At 50.9% G+C, this 17,863-nt stretch carries 18 protein-coding genes; 12 read left to right on the top strand and 6 right to left on the bottom strand.

Annotated elements, in window-relative coordinates; genetic code table 11:
• Positions 1 to 12: 12 nt before the first annotated feature.
• Complete coding sequence (gene silP / locus L383_RS06820; RefSeq protein WP_023331515.1) at positions 13 to 2,460, top strand: Ag(+)-translocating P-type ATPase SilP; 2,448 nt, start codon at positions 13 to 15, stop codon at positions 2,458 to 2,460.
• A 40-nt stretch (positions 2,461 to 2,500) separates the two neighbouring features.
• Positions 2,501 to 2,698 (top strand): DUF2933 domain-containing protein, encoded by a 198-nt coding sequence (locus tag L383_RS06825; RefSeq protein WP_000843494.1) that lies wholly within the window; start codon positions 2,501 to 2,503, stop codon positions 2,696 to 2,698.
• A gap of 33 nt (positions 2,699 to 2,731) precedes the next feature.
• Here L383_RS06825 and L383_RS06830 read toward each other — a convergent pair whose 3' ends face one another.
• Positions 2,732 to 3,469: a peptidoglycan DD-metalloendopeptidase family protein gene (locus L383_RS06830; RefSeq protein WP_000287501.1), complete on the bottom strand. Its 738-nt coding sequence runs from the start codon at positions 3,467 to 3,469 to the stop codon at positions 2,732 to 2,734.
• A gap of 288 nt (positions 3,470 to 3,757) precedes the next feature.
• The gene (locus L383_RS06835) at positions 3,758 to 4,207 is read right to left on the bottom strand and encodes a copper resistance protein (protein WP_001023257.1); all 450 of its coding nucleotides are present in this window, start codon (positions 4,205 to 4,207) and stop codon (positions 3,758 to 3,760) included.
• A 234-nt stretch (positions 4,208 to 4,441) separates the two neighbouring features.
• On the opposite strand from L383_RS06835, the gene pcoA reads away from it, so the two are divergent.
• The 7 genes from pcoA to L383_RS06870 all read left to right on the top strand — a co-directional run bounded on the left by pcoA (position 4,442) and on the right by L383_RS06870 (position 11,293).
• Positions 4,442 to 6,259 carry a multicopper oxidase PcoA gene (gene pcoA / locus L383_RS06840; protein WP_000925242.1) on the top strand — a complete coding sequence of 606 codons (1,818 nt, stop codon included), beginning with the start codon at positions 4,442 to 4,444 and terminating at the stop codon, positions 6,257 to 6,259.
• A gap of 5 nt (positions 6,260 to 6,264) precedes the next feature.
• Positions 6,265 to 7,155 carry a copper resistance outer membrane transporter PcoB gene (gene pcoB, locus L383_RS06845; protein ID WP_074146957.1) on the top strand — a complete coding sequence of 297 codons (891 nt, stop codon included), beginning with the start codon at positions 6,265 to 6,267 and terminating at the stop codon, positions 7,153 to 7,155.
• A 39-nt stretch (positions 7,156 to 7,194) separates the two neighbouring features.
• The gene (pcoC, locus tag L383_RS06850) at positions 7,195 to 7,575 is read left to right on the top strand and encodes a copper resistance system metallochaperone PcoC (RefSeq protein WP_000025662.1); all 381 of its coding nucleotides are present in this window, start codon (positions 7,195 to 7,197) and stop codon (positions 7,573 to 7,575) included.
• A 55-nt stretch (positions 7,576 to 7,630) separates the two neighbouring features.
• Entirely contained in the window at positions 7,631 to 8,509 is an 879-nt protein-coding gene (pcoD, locus tag L383_RS06855; RefSeq protein ID WP_229692861.1) for a copper resistance inner membrane protein PcoD, read from the top strand.
• Between the two features lie 54 nt (positions 8,510 to 8,563).
• On the top strand, positions 8,564 to 9,244 hold the full coding sequence (gene pcoR, locus L383_RS06860; RefSeq protein WP_001188930.1) for a copper response regulator transcription factor PcoR: 681 nt from the start codon (positions 8,564 to 8,566) through the stop codon (positions 9,242 to 9,244).
• Complete coding sequence (gene pcoS / locus L383_RS06865) at positions 9,241 to 10,641, top strand: copper resistance membrane spanning protein PcoS (RefSeq protein WP_001211180.1); 1,401 nt, start codon at positions 9,241 to 9,243, stop codon at positions 10,639 to 10,641. The genes pcoR and pcoS overlap by 4 nt, the downstream gene beginning before the upstream one ends.
• Positions 10,642 to 10,858: 217 nt before the next feature.
• The gene (locus L383_RS06870) at positions 10,859 to 11,293 is read left to right on the top strand and encodes a hypothetical protein (protein WP_000723070.1); all 435 of its coding nucleotides are present in this window, start codon (positions 10,859 to 10,861) and stop codon (positions 11,291 to 11,293) included.
• A gap of 257 nt (positions 11,294 to 11,550) precedes the next feature.
• Here the strand turns inward: L383_RS06870 and L383_RS06875 are convergent, their stop codons facing one another.
• Complete coding sequence (locus L383_RS06875; protein WP_023331513.1) at positions 11,551 to 12,672, bottom strand: nickel/cobalt efflux protein RcnA; 1,122 nt, start codon at positions 12,670 to 12,672, stop codon at positions 11,551 to 11,553.
• Between the two features lie 122 nt (positions 12,673 to 12,794).
• Between L383_RS06875 and rcnR the strand changes: the two genes are divergently transcribed.
• Together rcnR and L383_RS06885 are read left to right on the top strand one after the other, a co-directional pair.
• On the top strand, positions 12,795 to 13,067 hold the full coding sequence (gene rcnR, locus L383_RS06880; protein WP_000019951.1) for a Ni(II)/Co(II)-binding transcriptional repressor RcnR: 273 nt from the start codon (positions 12,795 to 12,797) through the stop codon (positions 13,065 to 13,067).
• A gap of 518 nt (positions 13,068 to 13,585) precedes the next feature.
• On the top strand, positions 13,586 to 14,611 hold the full coding sequence (locus L383_RS06885) for a TerC/Alx family metal homeostasis membrane protein (RefSeq protein WP_014885578.1): 1,026 nt from the start codon (positions 13,586 to 13,588) through the stop codon (positions 14,609 to 14,611).
• A gap of 60 nt (positions 14,612 to 14,671) precedes the next feature.
• Here the strand turns inward: L383_RS06885 and L383_RS06890 are convergent, their stop codons facing one another.
• Positions 14,672 to 15,334 (bottom strand): HAD family hydrolase, encoded by a 663-nt coding sequence (locus L383_RS06890; protein ID WP_014885577.1) that lies wholly within the window; start codon positions 15,332 to 15,334, stop codon positions 14,672 to 14,674.
• Positions 15,335 to 15,655: 321 nt separating this feature from the next.
• On the opposite strand from L383_RS06890, the gene L383_RS06895 reads away from it, so the two are divergent.
• A complete protein-coding gene (locus L383_RS06895; protein ID WP_226882704.1) occupies positions 15,656 to 16,102 on the top strand; it encodes an NlpC/P60 family protein in 447 nt (148 codons plus the stop codon).
• A 5-nt stretch (positions 16,103 to 16,107) separates the two neighbouring features.
• On the opposite strand, the gene L383_RS06900 is transcribed toward L383_RS06895, so the two are convergent.
• Positions 16,108 to 16,902: an SDR family NAD(P)-dependent oxidoreductase gene (locus L383_RS06900; protein WP_023331509.1), complete on the bottom strand. Its 795-nt coding sequence runs from the start codon at positions 16,900 to 16,902 to the stop codon at positions 16,108 to 16,110.
• Positions 16,903 to 16,934: 32 nt separating this feature from the next.
• The gene (locus L383_RS06905; protein ID WP_014885574.1) at positions 16,935 to 17,816 is read right to left on the bottom strand and encodes a LysR family transcriptional regulator; all 882 of its coding nucleotides are present in this window, start codon (positions 17,814 to 17,816) and stop codon (positions 16,935 to 16,937) included.
• Between the last annotated feature and the right edge of the window lie 47 nt (positions 17,817 to 17,863).

Here is a 17,863-nt window from a genome sequence, read left to right as displayed (position 1 = left end):
AGGAGAGTTACTGTGAAAAATGACAATGCAGTGCAACACAACAACCAGACTGCTTCTGAGCAGACATTATCCCCGGACGAGGGCCACGTATTGCATAAGGTGAGAGATCCCGTGTGCGGGATGGACATCCTGCCCGACAGGGCGCACAGCAGCATTCGATACCAGGACCATCAACTTTATTTCTGCTCCGCCAGCTGTGAGAGTAAATTTAAAGCCCATCCCGATCGTTATCTTACCGAAGATGCCAGTGAACATTCCCATCACCATCACCACGATCATCACGAAGTCAGCCCTGATCAGATAAAACAGCCTCACCACCAGGCGGAGAAAGAGAATTCTGAAGGTGTGTGGACATGTCCGATGCACCCGGAGATACGCCGCAGTGGTCCCGGAAGCTGTCCTGTCTGTGGAATGGCACTGGAGCCGCTCGTAGCTACGGCATCCACGGGGCCAAGTGATGAACTTCGCGACATGACAAGACGCTTCTGGCTGGGGTTGTTGCTGGCGTTTCCGGTTCTGGTACTCGAAATGGGATCTCATCTGTTTCCCGCCTTGAGGAATACAGTACCGCCACAGTACAACACATGGCTGCAGCTGCTTCTGGCCTCTCCTGTCGTGTTGTGGTGTGGCTGGCCATTCTTCGCCCGGGCCGGAATGTCGTTACGTAACCGCTCCCTGAATATGTTTACCCTTGTTGCAATGGGCACCGGCGTAGCCTGGGTGTACAGCGTCATTGCAACCGTCTTCCCCTCCTGGTTTCCTGCATCGTTCAGAAACATGGATGGCCTGGTGGCCGTTTATTTTGAAGCCGCAGCAGTTATTACGGTGCTTGTTCTGCTGGGACAGGTTCTTGAGCTGCGGGCACGGGAACAAACCTCAGGTGCCATTACTGCACTACTGAATCTTGCCCCCAAAACCGCCAGGCGGCTGGATCATGACGGTCATGAAACGGATATTAATGCGGAAGATGTTCTGCCTGGCGATAAGCTCCGCATCAGACCAGGAGAGAGTATTCCGGTCGACGGTATTGTGATCGAAGGCAAAACAACCGTTGATGAATCGATGGTGACCGGGGAATCTATGCCGGTTACCAAAACGGAGGGTGACCCTGTCATCGGGGGGACCATTAATCAGACAGGGAGTCTCATCATCCGTGCAGAGAAAGTCGGTGATGAAACAATGCTCTCACGAATTGTTCAGATGGTCGCTGATGCACAGCGTTCGCGTGCCCCCATCCAGAGAATGGCTGACAGCGTTTCAGGCTGGTTTGTTCCTCTGGTGATACTTATCGCGGTTGTTGCTTTCGTGATCTGGTCTGTCTGGGGGCCCGAGCCCAGGATGGCGCACGGTCTCATTGCGGCTGTGTCGGTCCTGATTATTGCCTGTCCCTGCGCGCTGGGGCTGGCCACGCCGATGTCGATAATGGTGGGGGTGGGCAAAGGAGCCCAGGCCGGGGTGTTAATCAGGAATGCCGAAGCCCTTGAGCGTCTTGAAAAAGTGGACACGCTGGTTGTCGACAAAACAGGCACGCTCACGGAAGGTTCGCCTACGGTGACAGGGATTATCAGTCTCAATCCGGGTGGGGAAACATCTCTTTTGCGTGTAACAGCCGCAGTGGAAAAAGGCTCGCAGCATCCGCTGGGTATGGCAGTAGTTAAAGCAGCACAGGAAAAGGGGATCGCAATACCCGCAGTCACTCATTTCGATGCACCGTCGGGTAAAGGTGTCTCAGGCGATGTCGAAGGTCAACGGGTTGTTATTGGTAATGAACTGGCTATGCAGGAAAACAGTATCGTTATTGATAATCAAAAGGCCGTTGCGGATACGTTGCGGATGGAAGGCGCTACCGTTATCTATGTGGCCACAGACGGGGACCTTGCAGGCCTGATAGCTATCTCGGATCCCGTGAAAACAACCACGCCGGATGCGCTTAAAGCTTTGCGTCAGGCGGGGATCCGCATTGTTATGCTCACCGGGGATAACCAGCTTACTGCTGAAGCAGTCGCACGGAAACTGGGAATAGATGAGGTTGAAGCCGGAATTCTGCCGGATGGCAAAAAAGCAGTGATAACCCGACTGAAAGAGTCTGGCCATGTGGTTGCGATGGCCGGAGACGGTGTGAATGATGCCCCGGCGCTGGCAGCGGCTGACGTGGGTATAGCCATGGGAACGGGTACAGATGTGGCAATTGAAAGTGCCGGAGTCACCCTTCTCAAAGGCGACTTGATGATACTGAACAGGGCCCGTCATCTGTCAGAGATCACCATGAAAAATATCCGTCAGAATCTGTTTTTTGCATTTATCTACAACGCACTTGGCGTGCCTGTGGCTGCAGGTCTGCTTTATCCTGTGTATGGAATACTGCTGTCGCCAGTTATTGCGGCGGCGGCCATGGCTCTTTCCTCCGTCAGCGTCATTGTGAATGCGTTGCGTCTGAAAAGTGTCAGGCTCGGGAAATAACACTGAGTGAAGGGTCAGTTACGAACAGAAGGAGTCCAGTATGAAAAGTACCACCTATGCGCTTATTGCTGTCGCCGCGATCGCGGCATTTGCCCTCCTGCGCGAACACTGGTCACATGTGGCAGGTTACTGGCCATATCTGTTATTGCTGGTCTGCCCGCTAATGCATCTTTTCCACGGCCACGGAGGGCATGGAGATCATCAACATCACGGAAGTGAAAACGATAAAAAAAATTAATCCGGCAGACGGGGCCGCGTCGCGGTCCCGTTATCAGTCCAGGTATCGTTCGTAGTCTCTGGCATGCGCAAAGGCATGCTGTTCGAGTTTGTTATCAGCGGGTGCCGCTGCCCGGAACGCCAGAGAGTTAACAGGGTTGTTATTGATGACCAGCTCGTAATGCAGATGAGGACCGGATGAACGTCCGCTGTTACCGGATAACGCAATAGCACCTCCCCGTGTAACCCTGGCCCCTTTAGTAACGAGTATTTTATTGAGGTGGAGATAGCGAGTTTTAACACCGGCTTTTCCCGTTACTTCAACAAAATATCCCATGGTACTGTTGTATTCGGCCCGGGTGATTTTTCCGTCGATGACGCTGACTATTTTCGTGTTCATGGGCATGGAATAATCAATGCCATTATGGGGACTCACTTTTCCCGATACCGGGTTAAGCCTTGCAGGATTGAAAGGCGAACTGAGTCTTGCTGTGGCCGGTAACGGATAATCGAGACTGCCTTTCCCGGAAGTATCGGAAAGGTTATAGAACTTTTTATCTGATATACGATACGCCGTGTAATTAAATGAACCGGACGTAAATTTATAGGCCACGACACGTGATTTTCCCGCTTTCTTTTGCAGTACGAGTTTTAATGATTCATTTTTTTTCAAATGCCGCAGATTAAACCGGGAAGGCAAGGAGCGCTGAAGAGTAGCGATCTCGTTCGATTCCAGCCCCGAGCGGGTGGCTGAAAGGTAGGCATTTTCTTTTACGACATCGGTAGAATACATTTACTGGAATTCGCCGTTAGCATGAACACTGCGGCGTATGCTAGGGGTTTTCAGGAGGCGTGTCATCTGTCAGTTAATCGGGAGCACCGTTGATGGTCGTCATTTTTGTAACATATCTTGTTTCCCGTTTGCTCCTGAAGCTCTGGGAACTGTATGACCAGCCCGACGGTGATGATTAACGGGACTGAAACAGGTTACGGCAGAGCAATATGGGGCTCATGTCCTGCTACGTAACCCGTCAGTAAAGCCCTGCTGCGCACCTGACGCTAAGCACTAACCCGCCTGCAGTTACCTGGTCGAATACAGCCCGCGAAGCTTTCTTGCCTGCGTCTGATGTGCTTCCGCACCGGCATTATTGACCTGCTCATGCACGAGAGCGGCTTTTTCTCCGGCATTCAGTTCGTTAAAAGAAGAAGACGAGGTCTTTGAATTTGCATCACTGCCGGACAGCATTTTTTTATGTTCCTCAATCATTTTCTGATGCGCATAGGACGCGCTGTTGTTCATAAATGAATGAGCAACAATGGCCCTTTCATGTTCATTCATTTCAGAGAATGAGGGCGTGTTGTTTTTATTAACCCTGTCCGGTAAGTTTTCATGCGTCGAGGAATTCACATGACTGACGGCTGAGGCATTATTAACAAATCGATGTGCTTCATGGGCAATATCACTGGACTGAGCAAAAGCTGCCCCACAAAATAAAGCTGTAAACGCAGTGGTCGTGATTAATATATTCATGTGTAATTACCTTCTGAGGTACATAAAAGATGTCCTTATGATCATATATAAAAATAATCAACCTGTGGGGAAGATGACGTAAATGTAATACAGCTATGTACATTACACGATTGTAATGAATTTGTTTCTTAAGGTGTGCTAGATTCATTTCATTGTAAGTGGATGAACCAGTAATTTAATTTAAATCGGTTCTCGAATTCTGTCAGTAACCATACTTTAAATAAGGGAATGCGCATGCTGTTGAAAACGTCTCGACGAACTTTCCTGAAGGGGTTAACCCTCTCTGGCGTAGCCGGAAGTCTTGGCGTATGGAGTTTCAATGCGCGTTCCAGTCTGAGCCTGCCAGTTGCCGCATCCCTGCAGGGTACTCAGTTTGACCTGACCATTGGTGAAACGGCCGTCAATATCACGGGCAGTGAGCGTCAGGCCAAAACAATCAATGGAGGCCTGCCGGGGCCCGTTCTTCGCTGGAAAGAAGGTGACACCATTACCCTGAAGGTCAAAAACCGTCTTAATGAACAGACGTCCATTCACTGGCACGGCATTATTCTTCCGGCCAATATGGATGGTGTTCCGGGGCTGAGTTTTATGGGCATAGAGCCTGATGATACCTACGTTTACACCTTTAAGGTTAAGCAGAACGGGACTTACTGGTACCACAGCCATTCCGGTCTGCAGGAACAGGAGGGGGTATACGGTGCCATTATCATCGATGCCAGGGAGCCAGAACCGTTTGCTTACGATCGTGAGCATGTGGTCATGTTGTCTGACTGGACCGATGAAAATCCTCACAGCCTGCTGAAAAAATTAAAAAAACAGTCGGATTACTACAATTTCAATAAACCAACCGTTGGCTCTTTTTTCCGCGACGTGAATACCAGGGGGCTGTCAGCCACCATTGCCGATCGGAAAATGTGGGCTGAAATGAAAATGAATCCGACTGACCTCGCGGATGTCAGTGGCTACACCTACACCTATCTCATGAACGGGCAGGCCCCGCTGAAAAACTGGACCGGACTGTTCCGTCCCGGTGAAAAGATACGCTTACGGTTTATCAACGGCTCGGCAATGACCTATTTCGATATCCGTATCCCCGGGCTGAAAATGACGGTCGTGGCTGCAGATGGCCAGTATGTAAACCCGGTTACCGTTGACGAATTCAGGATTGCCGTTGCCGAAACCTATGATGTCATTGTGGAGCCTCAGGGTGAGGCCTATACCATCTTCGCACAATCCATGGACAGGACCGGTTACGCTCGAGGGACACTGGCCACGAGAGAGGGGTTAAGTGCTGCCGTTCCCCCCCTCGATCCCCGTCCTCTGTTGACCATGGAAGATATGGGTATGGGGGGAATGGGACATGATATGGCAGGAATGGACCACAGCCAGATGGGAGGCATGGATAACAGCGGAGAGATGATGTCTATGGACGGTGCTGACCTTCCGGATAGCGGGACATCCTCCGCGCCCATGGATCACAGCAGCATGGCCGGTATGGATCATTCCCGGATGGCCGGAATGCCGGGTATGCAAAGTCATCCTGCGTCAGAAACGGATAACCCACTGGTTGATATGCAGGCGATGAGCGTCTCTCCGAAATTAAATGATCCGGGTATTGGTCTTCGAAATAACGGAAGAAAGGTTCTCACGTACGCGGATTTGAAAAGCCGCTTTGAGGATCCTGACGGACGTGAACCTGGCCGTACCATAGAACTGCATTTAACCGGCCACATGGAAAAGTTTGCCTGGTCATTTAACGGAATCAAGTTTTCAGATGCCGCACCGGTGCTGCTGAAATACGGTGAGCGGCTCAGGATCACGCTGATCAACGATACCATGATGACTCACCCCATTCACCTGCATGGTATGTGGAGCGATCTGGAAGATGAAAACGGTAATTTCATGGTTCGTAAACACACAATAGATGTTCCCCCTGGTACAAAACGCAGTTACAGAGTGACAGCAGATGCGCTTGGCCGCTGGGCGTATCACTGCCATTTGCTCTATCACATGGAAATGGGAATGTTTCGTGAAGTCCGGGTGGAGGAATGATGCGAATGAAGAGAAATTTGAAGGCCATACCTGTTCTGGTCGCCGGTTTGTTTACCTCACCGCTTTCTATTGCGGCGGGCTCCTTCTCTGCAGATCCCCACGCCGGGCACGACATGTCTGCCATGCAGATGCCAGCAGATGAGAATTTCACTGAGATGACGTCAATGGAGCCCATTGTAACTGAGAGCAGAACGCCAATTCCGCCTGTTACCGATGCCGACCGGAAGGCTGCATTCGGCAATTTACAGGGGCATGCGATTCACGACAGTGCGATTAATTATCTGGTTCTGCTGGATCAACTGGAATGGCAACGGTCGGATAACACCAACAATTTCAGCTGGAGTGTTAACAGCTGGATTGGAGGCGACACAGATCGGATTTGGCTAAAGAGTGAAGGTGAACGAAGCAATGGGGAAACGGAGGCGGCTGAAGCGCAGTTACTCTGGGGACATGCGGTTGGCCCATGGTGGGATTTGGTTGCGGGTGTCAGGCAGGATTTCAGACCTGCTTCTGCCCGGACCTGGGCTGCTGTCGGTTTTCAGGGGCTGGCACTCTATAATTTTGAGTCTGAAATTACGGGTTTTGTCAGTAATGGCGGAAAAGCAGCCCTTCGTCTGGGAGGAGAATACGACGTTTTACTGACTAACCGGCTCATACTCCAGCCATCCTATGAGGTGAATTTCTACAGTCAGGATGATGAATCGCGGGGTCGCGGCAGGGGACTGACTGACACAGAGCTGGGGCTCCGGCTGCGCTATGAAATACGCCGTGAGTTTGCACCCTATATAGGCGTTTCCTGGAATCAACTTTACGGGAAAACATCCGATATGGCGAAAAGAGAAGGTGAGAAAGACCATCAGGTAGTATTCCTGGCGGGAGCCAGAATCTGGTTTTAACGCACTGATATAAAACACTCAACTAAACAGGTAAATAAAATGTCGATTTTAAATAAAGCCATTCTTACAGGTGGCCTCGTTATGGGCGTTGCTTTCTCTGCTATGGCCCATCCGGAATTAAAAAGCTCTGTGCCACAGGCTGATTCAGCCGTAGCGGCCCCGGAAAAGATTCAGCTTAATTTCTCGGAAAATCTGACCGTGAAATTCTCAGGTGCAAAATTAACGATGACGGGTATGAAAGGCATGTCATCACATTCTCCGATGCCGGTCGCGGCAAAAGTGGCGCCAGGCGCTGACCCTAAATCGATGGTCATTATTCCGCGAGAGCCTTTACCCGCTGGCACTTATCGTGTTGACTGGCGCGCGGTTTCTTCAGATACGCACCCTATTACCGGTAATTACACCTTTACAGTGAAGTAATATTATGAACGACCTGATTATGATTGTTATTCGTTTTCTTCTTTATCTGGATTTGATGGTAATATTTGGATTGCCATTTTTTCAGATATATGGAATAAGCGGTGTCAGACATGAAACCTATAACCTGACTAATTTCAGGTCGTTTATAACCTTTGCTGTTGTTACAGGCATCATTCTTACTGGCATTAATATGCTCCTGGTATCTAATGCCATGAGTGGAGTAACTGACCTCAGAGAATTATCCATCCATGTTATCGAGATGGTGATAGAAGAAACTGATGTGGGTATTAGCTGGATTGTCAGGCTCTGTGCCCTGTTTACCACACTCGGTGCTTTGTTCCTTTACACTAATAAGAGAGTATTGTCCTGCCTGCTGATGACGATGAGTGGGGGCGTGGCGCTGGCTACACTTGCCTGGGGAGGACACGCCGTTATGCATGACGGTCTGCATTACTATCTCCATTTACTGAGCGATCTGACCCATCTCGGTGCTGCAGGTGCCTGGACAGGTGCTCTGGTTGCATTTGCTATCCTGCTGATGCGCAGAAACGAGCATAATGCACAGAGCGTCATTGTGATATCTGACTCCCTGGCAAAATTTGCCACGGCAGGAACGGTGATTGTTGTAGCCCTGATCCTGAGTGCGCTGGTCAACTATCTGTATATTGCTGAGGGTAACTTAACTCCCTTATTCAACAGTTCCTGGGGGAGGATATTGCTTGCCAAGACGGCTCTGTTTGTTCTGATGCTTCTTCTGGCTGCAGCAAACCGGTTTCACCTGGGTCCCCGGCTTGAAGTTATGGTCAGGGAAGGGAATTATGATCGCAGCGTTGCCCTGATGCGAAACAGCATCCTGACAGAATTCGTTGTTGCGATTATCATTCTGGGCGCCGTAGCGTGGCTCGGAATGCTTGCTCCGTCTCAGGTCAGCTAGGGGACAGCCAAAGCTCATGCGTGAGATTTTTACTTTCATATCAGCGAGTTGACCATGCAGCGTATTTTAATCGTTGAAGACGAACAAAAAACAGGTCGTTACCTGCAGCAGGGACTGGTTGAGGAAGGCTATCAGGCCGATCTCTTTAATAATGGCCGCGATGGTCTCGGGGCCGCGTCGAAGGGACAGTATGATTTGATAATACTGGACGTGATGCTGCCTTTCCTCGACGGGTGGCAAATCATCAGCGCACTGAGGGAGTCCGGGCACGAAGAACCGGTCCTGTTTTTAACCGCAAAGGACAACGTGCGGGACAAAGTGAAAGGACTGGAGCTTGGCGCAGATGACTACCTGATTAAGCCCTTTGATTTTACGGAGCTGGTTGCACGTGTAAGAACCCTACTGCGCCGGGCACGCTCGCAGGCCGCAACAGTCTGCACCATCGCCGATATGACCGTTGATATGGTGCGCCGGACCGTGATCCGTTCGGGGAAGAAGATCCATCTCACCGGTAAAGAATACGTTCTGCTTGAGTTGCTGCTGCAACGCACCGGAGAAGTGTTACCCAGGAGTCTTATCTCGTCCCTGGTCTGGAACATGAATTTTGACAGTGATACGAATGTGATTGATGTCGCCGTGAGACGTCTGAGAAGTAAAATTGATGATGACTTTGAGCCAAAACTGATCCATACCGTTCGCGGTGCCGGATATGTCCTGGAGATCAGAGAAGAGTGAGGTTCAAAATTTCCCTGACCACACGCCTGAGCCTGATTTTTTCTGCGGTGATGCTTACGGTATGGTGGTTATCAAGTTTTATCCTGATTAGCACCCTTAATGGCTATTTCGATAATCAGGACCGCGATTTTCTGACAGGTAAACTTCAGCTCACCGAAGAGTTTCTTAAAACAGAGACGTTCCGGAACAAAACGGATATTAAGTCATTATCAGAAAAAATAAACGATGCGATGGTAGGGCACAATGGTTTATTCATTTCTATAAAAAACATGGAAAATGAAAAAATTGTTGAACTCTATGCCAAAAATTCTGTTGTTCCAGCGGTCCTGCTTAATAAGTCGGGTGATATTCTCGACTATATGATCCAGACGGAAGAAAATAACACCGTGTACCGCAGTATCTCGCGGCGGGTTGCCGTGACGCCGGAACAGGGTAAAAGCAAACATGTCATCATTACGGTTGCCACGGATACTGGGTATCACACCCTGTTTATGGACAAACTCAGTACCTGGCTGTTCTGGTTCAATATCGGTCTGGTCTTTATTTCTGTTTTTCTGGGCTGGCTGACCACACGTATTGGTCTGAAACCGTTACGGGAAATGACCAGTCTGGCTTCCTCCATGACTGTACACAGCCTGGATCAGCGTCTAAATCCCGATCTGGCTCCGCCGGAAATCTCTGAGACCATGCAGGAGTTCAATAATATGTTTGATCGCCTGGAGGGGGCATTCCGGAAACTGTCAGATTTCTCGTCTGACATCGCGCATGAGCTGCGCACACCAGTCAGTAATCTGATGATGCAGACGCAGTTTGCACTGGCTAAGGAAAGGGATGTTTCGCATTACCGCGAAATTTTATTCGCTAACCTGGAAGAACTGAAAAGGTTGTCACGAATGACCAGTGACATGCTTTTTCTGGCACGTTCAGAGCATGGTCTGCTGCGGCTGGATAAACATGATGTGGATCTGGCAGCCGAACTGAATGAATTACGTGAGTTGTTCGAGCCCCTGGCAGACGAAACAGGAAAGACAATCACGGTTGAAGGAGAGGGCGTTGTTGCCGGAGACAGCGATATGCTCCGACGTGCTTTCAGTAACCTGCTTTCCAATGCAATCAAGTATTCTCCCGATAACACCTGTACAGCGATACACCTTGAGCGTGACAGTGACTGTGTGAACGTGATGATTACGAATACGATGTCCGGCCAGGTTCCCGCTAATCTGGAACGTTTGTTTGACCGGTTCTATCGCGCAGACTCATCAAGGTTCTACAACACGGAAGGCGCGGGGCTGGGATTATCAATTACAAGGTCGATCATTCATGCTCACGGCGGCGAGCTGTCAGCAGAACAGCAGGGGCGGGAAATTGTGTTCAAAGTGCGCCTGTTAATGGATTAATCCCGTTCTTCAGGAGAAACCTGGAAGGTGACAAAATTGTCATCATTCAGTCACGCGATAAACAGAGGCGGTTTTTTATAATCATACATAAATCAGGAGCAGAGTGATAACGCAATCGCCTGGTTCCTGGAGTGATGAATAACCCGCCCTGAGATCAAATGCTTTCTCTGTTATAAGCCGTTGATTGTTTGGGTATGAAAACACCGGAGACCCAACCATGAAAAAGATCCTTGTATCATTTGTTGCCATTATGGCTGTCGCTTCATCCGCCATGGCTGCAGAGACAATGAACATGCATGACCAGGTAAATAATGCCCAGGCACCCGCCCATCAGATGCAGTCAACCTCTGAAAAAAGCGCTGTTCAGGGAGACAGTATGACAATGATGGATATGAGCGGACACGATCAGGCTGCAATGTCCCATGAAATGATGCAAAACGGCAACGCTTCTGCCCACCAGGACATGGCGGAGATGCATAAAAAAATGATGAAAGGCAAACCAGGGGCCACCAACGAATCAGCAACGTCATTTTCAGAAATGAACGAGCATGAAAAAGCCGCTGTTGTGCACGAGAAGGCGAATAATGGTCAGTCTTCCGTTATTCATCAGCAGCAGGCTGAAAAGCATCGCAGCCAGATCACCCAGAATTAACCCGCAGCTCCACTTGTTAGACCCTCATTTGACGCCGAAGTCACTGGCTTACGCTCCCATTCGGGAGCGTTTTTTTTATTCTTTCATTTATCATTGAGTCTTATGGGAATGGATTTAATCAGTTACTTAATCCCTGCCTCAGCAACAAGTCCCGGAAAGAGCAGCTTTATATTCCGGGTTTTTCTGCTCATAACCTCAACGGTGGCGCTTAGGATGTACTTTGTAAGTACCCAGAGTGTGTGTCATCAGTACCGGTGTTAATGCACCAGCCCATTCCAGCCATGTATACCCATGTAAATCCCAACAGCAGCAATCAGGGCGCTTGAAATATAGGGGGCTCTTCTGGCGATGGTATTGAAGCCACTCCAGCGTTTGGCGACCTGACGAACGCTGATCGCCGCACCCACTCCAACCGTTACGAGGGTCAATGCCAGGCCGATACTGAAACAAACAACCAGTGTGGCACCCAGCGTAAGCGCTTTAAGCTGAAGGCAGATCAACAATACAGTTATAGCTGCCGGGCAAGGGATAAGCCCTCCTGTCAGTCCAAATATCAGGATTTGCCCGTTGGTTACTTCTTTCCCGTCGAAGCGGCGTTTTATGTCATTGGCATGAGCCAGTTCGTGAGCGTCCTGATACTCTTTCGAATTCACATCCAGCCCATCAAGCTCAGAGTGGTCATGGTCATGGTCATGGTCGTGTTCAGCGAACGCCACATCATAGTCATGGACATGACCACGATGTCCCAGAGACAGACGTACGTTGAAACTGTGAGGCTCAGGGATGGGAGATGTTGACTCCAGATAATCACCATGATCAACAAATTCAAAAGTCTGAGAGATCGTACTGTTTTCCCGAAGTGTGGTTAATGAGATATCTTCAGAAGCCCATCTTTGGCCACTAAGAGTGCGTAGCCGCCAGTGGGGAAGTTGTCCTTCTTCAAAAATGGACAGTTCAACTTTTCCATGGCCAGTATCGATCAACCTTGTTTCGTCATGGTGATGATGTTCATTCTCCTGCATTCCCTCCAGCCAGTTTTTCTCACCGCTCCAGGTTCGCCAGAACATCCAAAAAGCCGTACCAAGGATGATCACTGAAGAGACCATCTGTAGCCAGGGTTCGGCTGATTCTGCGGTAAATTTATTACTGATATACATCCCTCCAAAAGCAATCAGCCATACGACTGCAGTGTGCGACAATGTTGCCGCGACACCCAGCATCACGGCCTGACGTACGGTGCCTTTTATAGCAATGATGAATGCTGCCATCATTGTTTTGGAGTGCCCGGGCTCCAGTCCATGAAGCGCGCCAAGCAGAATGGCGCTGGGGATGAAAAACCATGCGTTGCCTTGCTGAAGAAGTGTCGTAAATTCGTTCATGAGAATCATTCTTGGTTATTAAGTGTAGGCCGGATTCTACTCCCCCCCAGTAAAATATACTACCCCCCAGTAGAATAACGCTGGTATAGTTACATAAAATATCCAGGAGAGTGAGAGCCCACATGTCACATACCATCCGCGATAAACAAAAACTGAAAGCACGTACAAGCAAGATCCAGGGGCAGGTTGCTGCGCTGAAAAAAATGCTTGATGAACCTCACGAATGTGCCGCTGTACTGCAACAAATAGCCGCCATACGTGGTGCCGTGAATGGTTTATTGCGTGAAGTGATTAAAGGACATTTGACTGAACATATTGTTCATGAAAGTGAAGAACAGAAACGAGAAGAAGACCTGGACGTTGTGCTGAAGGTTCTGGATTCTTACATCAAGTGACAGTTTGGCTAAAAGCCCTGAGCATTAATTTATCTAAATAACACGTTATCAAGTGACGGTTTTGGGCTGTTTGTAGCGGCATAGTGAGTTTGTTTAATCAATGAGCTTTAAGATGCCCCCCTTCATGCAAGGAAACGCGTACATTTCTGGTACATCTACTTCCCTTACTTTGCTCAGGGCAACCCACATTGTTAAAGCCTCTACTCGCTGACCATCAAAATCACCCAACGTCAGATAATGGAAAAAAATTTTGGATGACATTTTGAAACGTGTCCTCTGCTGTGAACGTCGAGAGATGCTACGCGAGAAAGGAGATGACCTACTTAGTATCCTGTTAAGTAGGTCTATCTGAAGAAGTAGACAACTTTAAAGTCTTTTTCATGTTAAAGGAGACAACTTTAATGTCTGTGTACAGCCGAAAAGAACAGTTAATATTTATTTTTTTGCGTGCTGTGCCCTTAACGGGCTCGCGCTTTTTATTGTCTGCATGGTGTTTTGTATCCAAAAAAGGGTTGTGTATGTCAGCTGCTCATCTCGGTTTCCCCACGGAAACCGTTGTTGTCTTTGTGGTGATGGCCGTTGGGGCGATGTTTATCGACCTCTTTATGCACCGTCACGATAAACCTGTCTCGCTGAAAAGCGCGGCGATGTGGTCCATCTTCTGGGTCATGATGGCAATGGCGTTCGCCGGGTTCCTGTATGTCCACCACGGTGCAGAGATGGCGAGCCTGTTCCTCACCGGCTATGCGCTGGAAGAGGTGCTTTCCGTCGATAACCTGTTTGTGATGATGGCGATTTTCGCCTGGTTCGGCGTGCCGGATAAGTACCGTCACCGCGTGCTCTACTGGGGTGTGCTGGGGGCGATTGTTTTCCGCGGTATTTTCGTGGCGATCGGAACCAGCCTGCTGAGCCTGGGGCCGTACGTGGAGGTCATTTTTGCGCTGGTTGTCGGCTGGACGGCGGTGATGATGCTCAAACGCAATGAAGAGAGTGACGAAGTGGAAGATTACTCCGGCCATCTCGCGTACCGCCTGGTGAAGCGCTTCTATCCGGTCTGGCCGAAAATCAGCAGCAATGCTTTTATCCTGACCCAGAAAGAGGTGGATGCGGAGCTTGAAAAGCCGGAAAACCAGGACGTCATGGTCGGGCGCGTGAAGAAGGCGAAACGCTACGCGACGCCGCTGCTGCTTTGCGTGGCGGTGGTGGAACTTTCTGACGTGATGTTCGCATTTGACTCCGTACCGGCCATTATTGCCGTGAGCCGCGAGCCGCTGATTATCTATAGCGCCATGATGTTCGCCATTCTCGGCCTGCGTACCCTCTACTTTGTGCTGGAAGCGCTGAAGCAGTATCTGGTCCACCTTGAGAAAGCCGTGGTGTTGCTGCTGTTCTTCGTGGCGTTCAAGCTGGGGTTAAATGCCACCGATCACTTCTGGCATCACGGGTACAGCATTGGCGCGACGGCGAGCCTGTTTGTGGTTTTAGGCGTGCTGGCGCTGGGGATTATTGCGAGCGTGATGTTCCCTGGGAAACGTGAGGCCTGATGCTTTGCCTTTCTCCCTCTCCCTGTGGGAGAGGGCTGGGGTGAGGGCACCAGACCGCACCTAACCCTTAATCGGCGAATTCCGGCGCTTGCGCGGGTGGTGGAAATGCCGCCAGTGAGGATCCTGCGCCGCGGCCAGCAGCTCGTGGTCGCCGCGGGTATCTCCCCAGGCGCGCAGGTGATAGGCGTTCAGATCGCCATACACTTTTTCCAGTCTTGCGACTTTCTGGGCACAGCGGCAGTTATTGCCGGTGATGCGTCCTGTCAGCTTGCCGTCTTTCACTTCCAGCTGGGTGCCAATCAGCTTAATACCGAGCTTATCCGCCCAGGGCTGAAGCACCAGGGCCGGAGAGGCAGAACAGATCGTCACCTCCGCACCGGAATTCACCTCCGCCGCCACGGCCAGAACCCCTTCGGGGCGCATCAGCTTGTTCCAGTATTTTTCGCAAAATGCTTCCGCCTGCTGGCGCAGCCAGTGCTCATCCACTCCCGTCAGGAATGTTTTGATCAGCACTTCCTTTAGCTCATCCCGCGTCAGCTTGCGGCGAACGCAGTGCAGCGTAGGTAACGCCATGCGCACCAGGCGGCCTGCGAAGTAGCGTTTCCCAAAGGCAAAACGCAGGAAAGGGATAAAGCTATCGTGGTGCGTTAGTGTCCCATCAAAATCAAAGACAGAGAGCACGCTGGATTTAGCCACCGTCTCGTCGGCAATCATATTGGTCATAAATACGTCTTAGCTGAAATACACATTCTGCGGATCAGTTTACCTGCTTTATCTGAACAGTCCTTACATCACCACTCTTTTTTTCACGATCTTGCGATCTAAAAGTGAGTCCATTTTTGGCCTCGATAGTCGTTGGTGAAAAAATGAACTGTCTATATTATCGCCACATCGAAAGATATTTCGGGGGAACATTGGCCCCCACGCGTAAGGAAAAATTCACTCTAAGCCACGATTTTTGATATGACGTTAAGATCGCTTATTTCAATCCTCACACTCAGTTTTGCTTCGTTTTCTGCAATGAGTTTTCAACTGCCCGCATCGATGATCTCGATGAATTCTGCGTTTGCGGAATCACCCGCGAAATCGGCGCTGTTTCATCAGGAAACGGGCCCGCTGCGCTCGCGCATTCTCGATCAATACCAGAAGTGGAAGGGAACCCAGTATCAGTGGGGCGGCACGAGCCACCGCGGCGTGGATTGCTCTGCGCTGATGCAGCACCTGTTCAGCGATGCGGCGCATCTTAATTTGCCGCGCACGACCAGCGAGCAAATCCATCGCGGCGTGCAGGTGGCGCAGTACCGTCTTAAGGCCGGCGACCTGGTCTTCTTCCAGACGGCGCCAAACCGAAAGCATGTCGGTGTCTACATCGGTGACAACCGGTTTATTCACGCCTCCAGCAGCCAGGGGGTGACGGTGTCAACCCTGACCGATAACTACTGGCAAGCACATTACATCACGGCCCGCCGCGTGACGGGCAGTGCGGCGTAACGGGATCAGATGATGTCATCCACCACGCCACCGTCGACGCGCAACGCTGCGCCCGAGGTGGCGGAGGCCTGAGGCGAACAGACATAAATCACCATATTGGCCACCTCTTCTACCGTGGCCGCACGCTGGATAACCGAGCTGGGGCGGTTGGCCATGACAAATTCTTTCGCCAGCTGCTCCAGCGATTTCCCGGTTTTCTCGATTTCATCTTTCATCATTTCAGCGAAACCGTCCGACAGTGTTGGCCCCGGCAGTACGCTGTTCACCGTCACGCCGCTTCCTGCTACGAACTTCGCCAGCCCGCGAGCGAGCGAGAGCTGTGCCGTTTTAGTCACCCCGTAGTGGATCATATCCGCCGGAATATTGCAGGCCGATTCGGAAGAGATAAACACCACCCGTCCCCAGCCTTTTTTCACCATGCCTGGCAGCAGGGCGCGGGAAAGACGCACGCCGGACATCACGTTGGTCTGCCAGTAACGCTCCCAGGTTTCATCGTCGGTGCTATAGAAGTCCTGCGGGCCGTAAATTCCGGCGTTGTTTACCAGAATATCGACATCACTTGCGACCTTCAGCAGCGACTCAACCCCTTCTGCCGAACTGAGATCGGCAATGGCGGCACGCACCTGTACGCCGGGTACAACCTGCTGTAACTGCTGAATACCCTTGTTCACCGAGTCGATGCTGCGGCCATTCACGATCACTTCCGCGCCGCTTTCCGCCAGGCCTCTGGCAATGGCGAACCCGATACCGCCGGTTGAGGCAGTCACCAGCGCCACTTTCCCCGCAAAGTCGATTTTCATCTTCTGCTCCTTATCGTTTTAGCGTTCGGACCTTAAAGCGTAGCAGGTGGTGATGACGGCTCCTGGCTAAAAAGGCGCAGCAGGGTTTCAACCTGCTCATCCAGCGGGGCGAGGGTACGTTTCACGATCAAATGCAGCGGCGTGGCCCGGCGGACACCGTGGTTCAGCGGAAGGATTTTCAGTAAGCCTTGCTCCAGCAGGGGCTGGATGCGTTCCTCTGGCAGCCAGCCGTAGCCGACCTGAGAGACAACCGCCTCTATGGCAGCATCAATGGTGGAGAACGTCCACGACTCGCCGGCAGCCCGCGCGGCGTTCTGGCTGTCCGCAATCTGGATAAGCGGCCACGGGCGCAGCATCTCATCATTAAGCGGTGCATCAAGACAAAAGAGCGGATGCTGGTAATGCGCCACGGCGACAAAGTCGATATTCATCAGCCACTCGCCAAGCCCGGTAATGTCCTGGCGGCGGGTCAGGACCATCACGTCCGCTTCGTCGTTTATCGTGTCCGCGCGGCTATTTTCCAGCACCTCGGTAAGGCGCACCTGGGTTTGCGGATACCGTTGCTGGAATTGTCTTAAAATCGCGAACAGCCTGCGGCGGGGAAAAATACTGTCTACGATCAGATCGACTCGGGTGCGCATGCCGCTATGCAGCGTCGCGGCGCGCGTCTCAACATAAGAGAACGCTTTCAGCAGCGGTTTTACCTGATTCAGCAATAATTCTCCTGCGGGCGTGAGGACTGCCCGTCTCCCTTCCACCACCAGCAGCGCAATGCCCAAGCGCTCCTGGAGTAAAGAGAGGTTGTAACTGACGGAAGACTGGCTGCGGTGTGTCTGTTCTGCCGCTTTGGCAAAACTCCCGGCTTCGACCACTTTTTCCAGGAGTGACCACTGTTCAAGAGTTGTTTTATGCATGACATATCTAATTTTTGAATTAATTTGATTCAAACATAGCGTTATTC

This window comes from Enterobacter sp. MGH 37 (assembly GCF_000534515.1).
Classification (GTDB): Bacteria; Pseudomonadota; Gammaproteobacteria; order Enterobacterales; family Enterobacteriaceae; genus Enterobacter; species Enterobacter kobei.
Note: the sequence above shows the minus strand (reverse complement) of the source record. Positions and strands in the feature narration are given on the sequence as shown.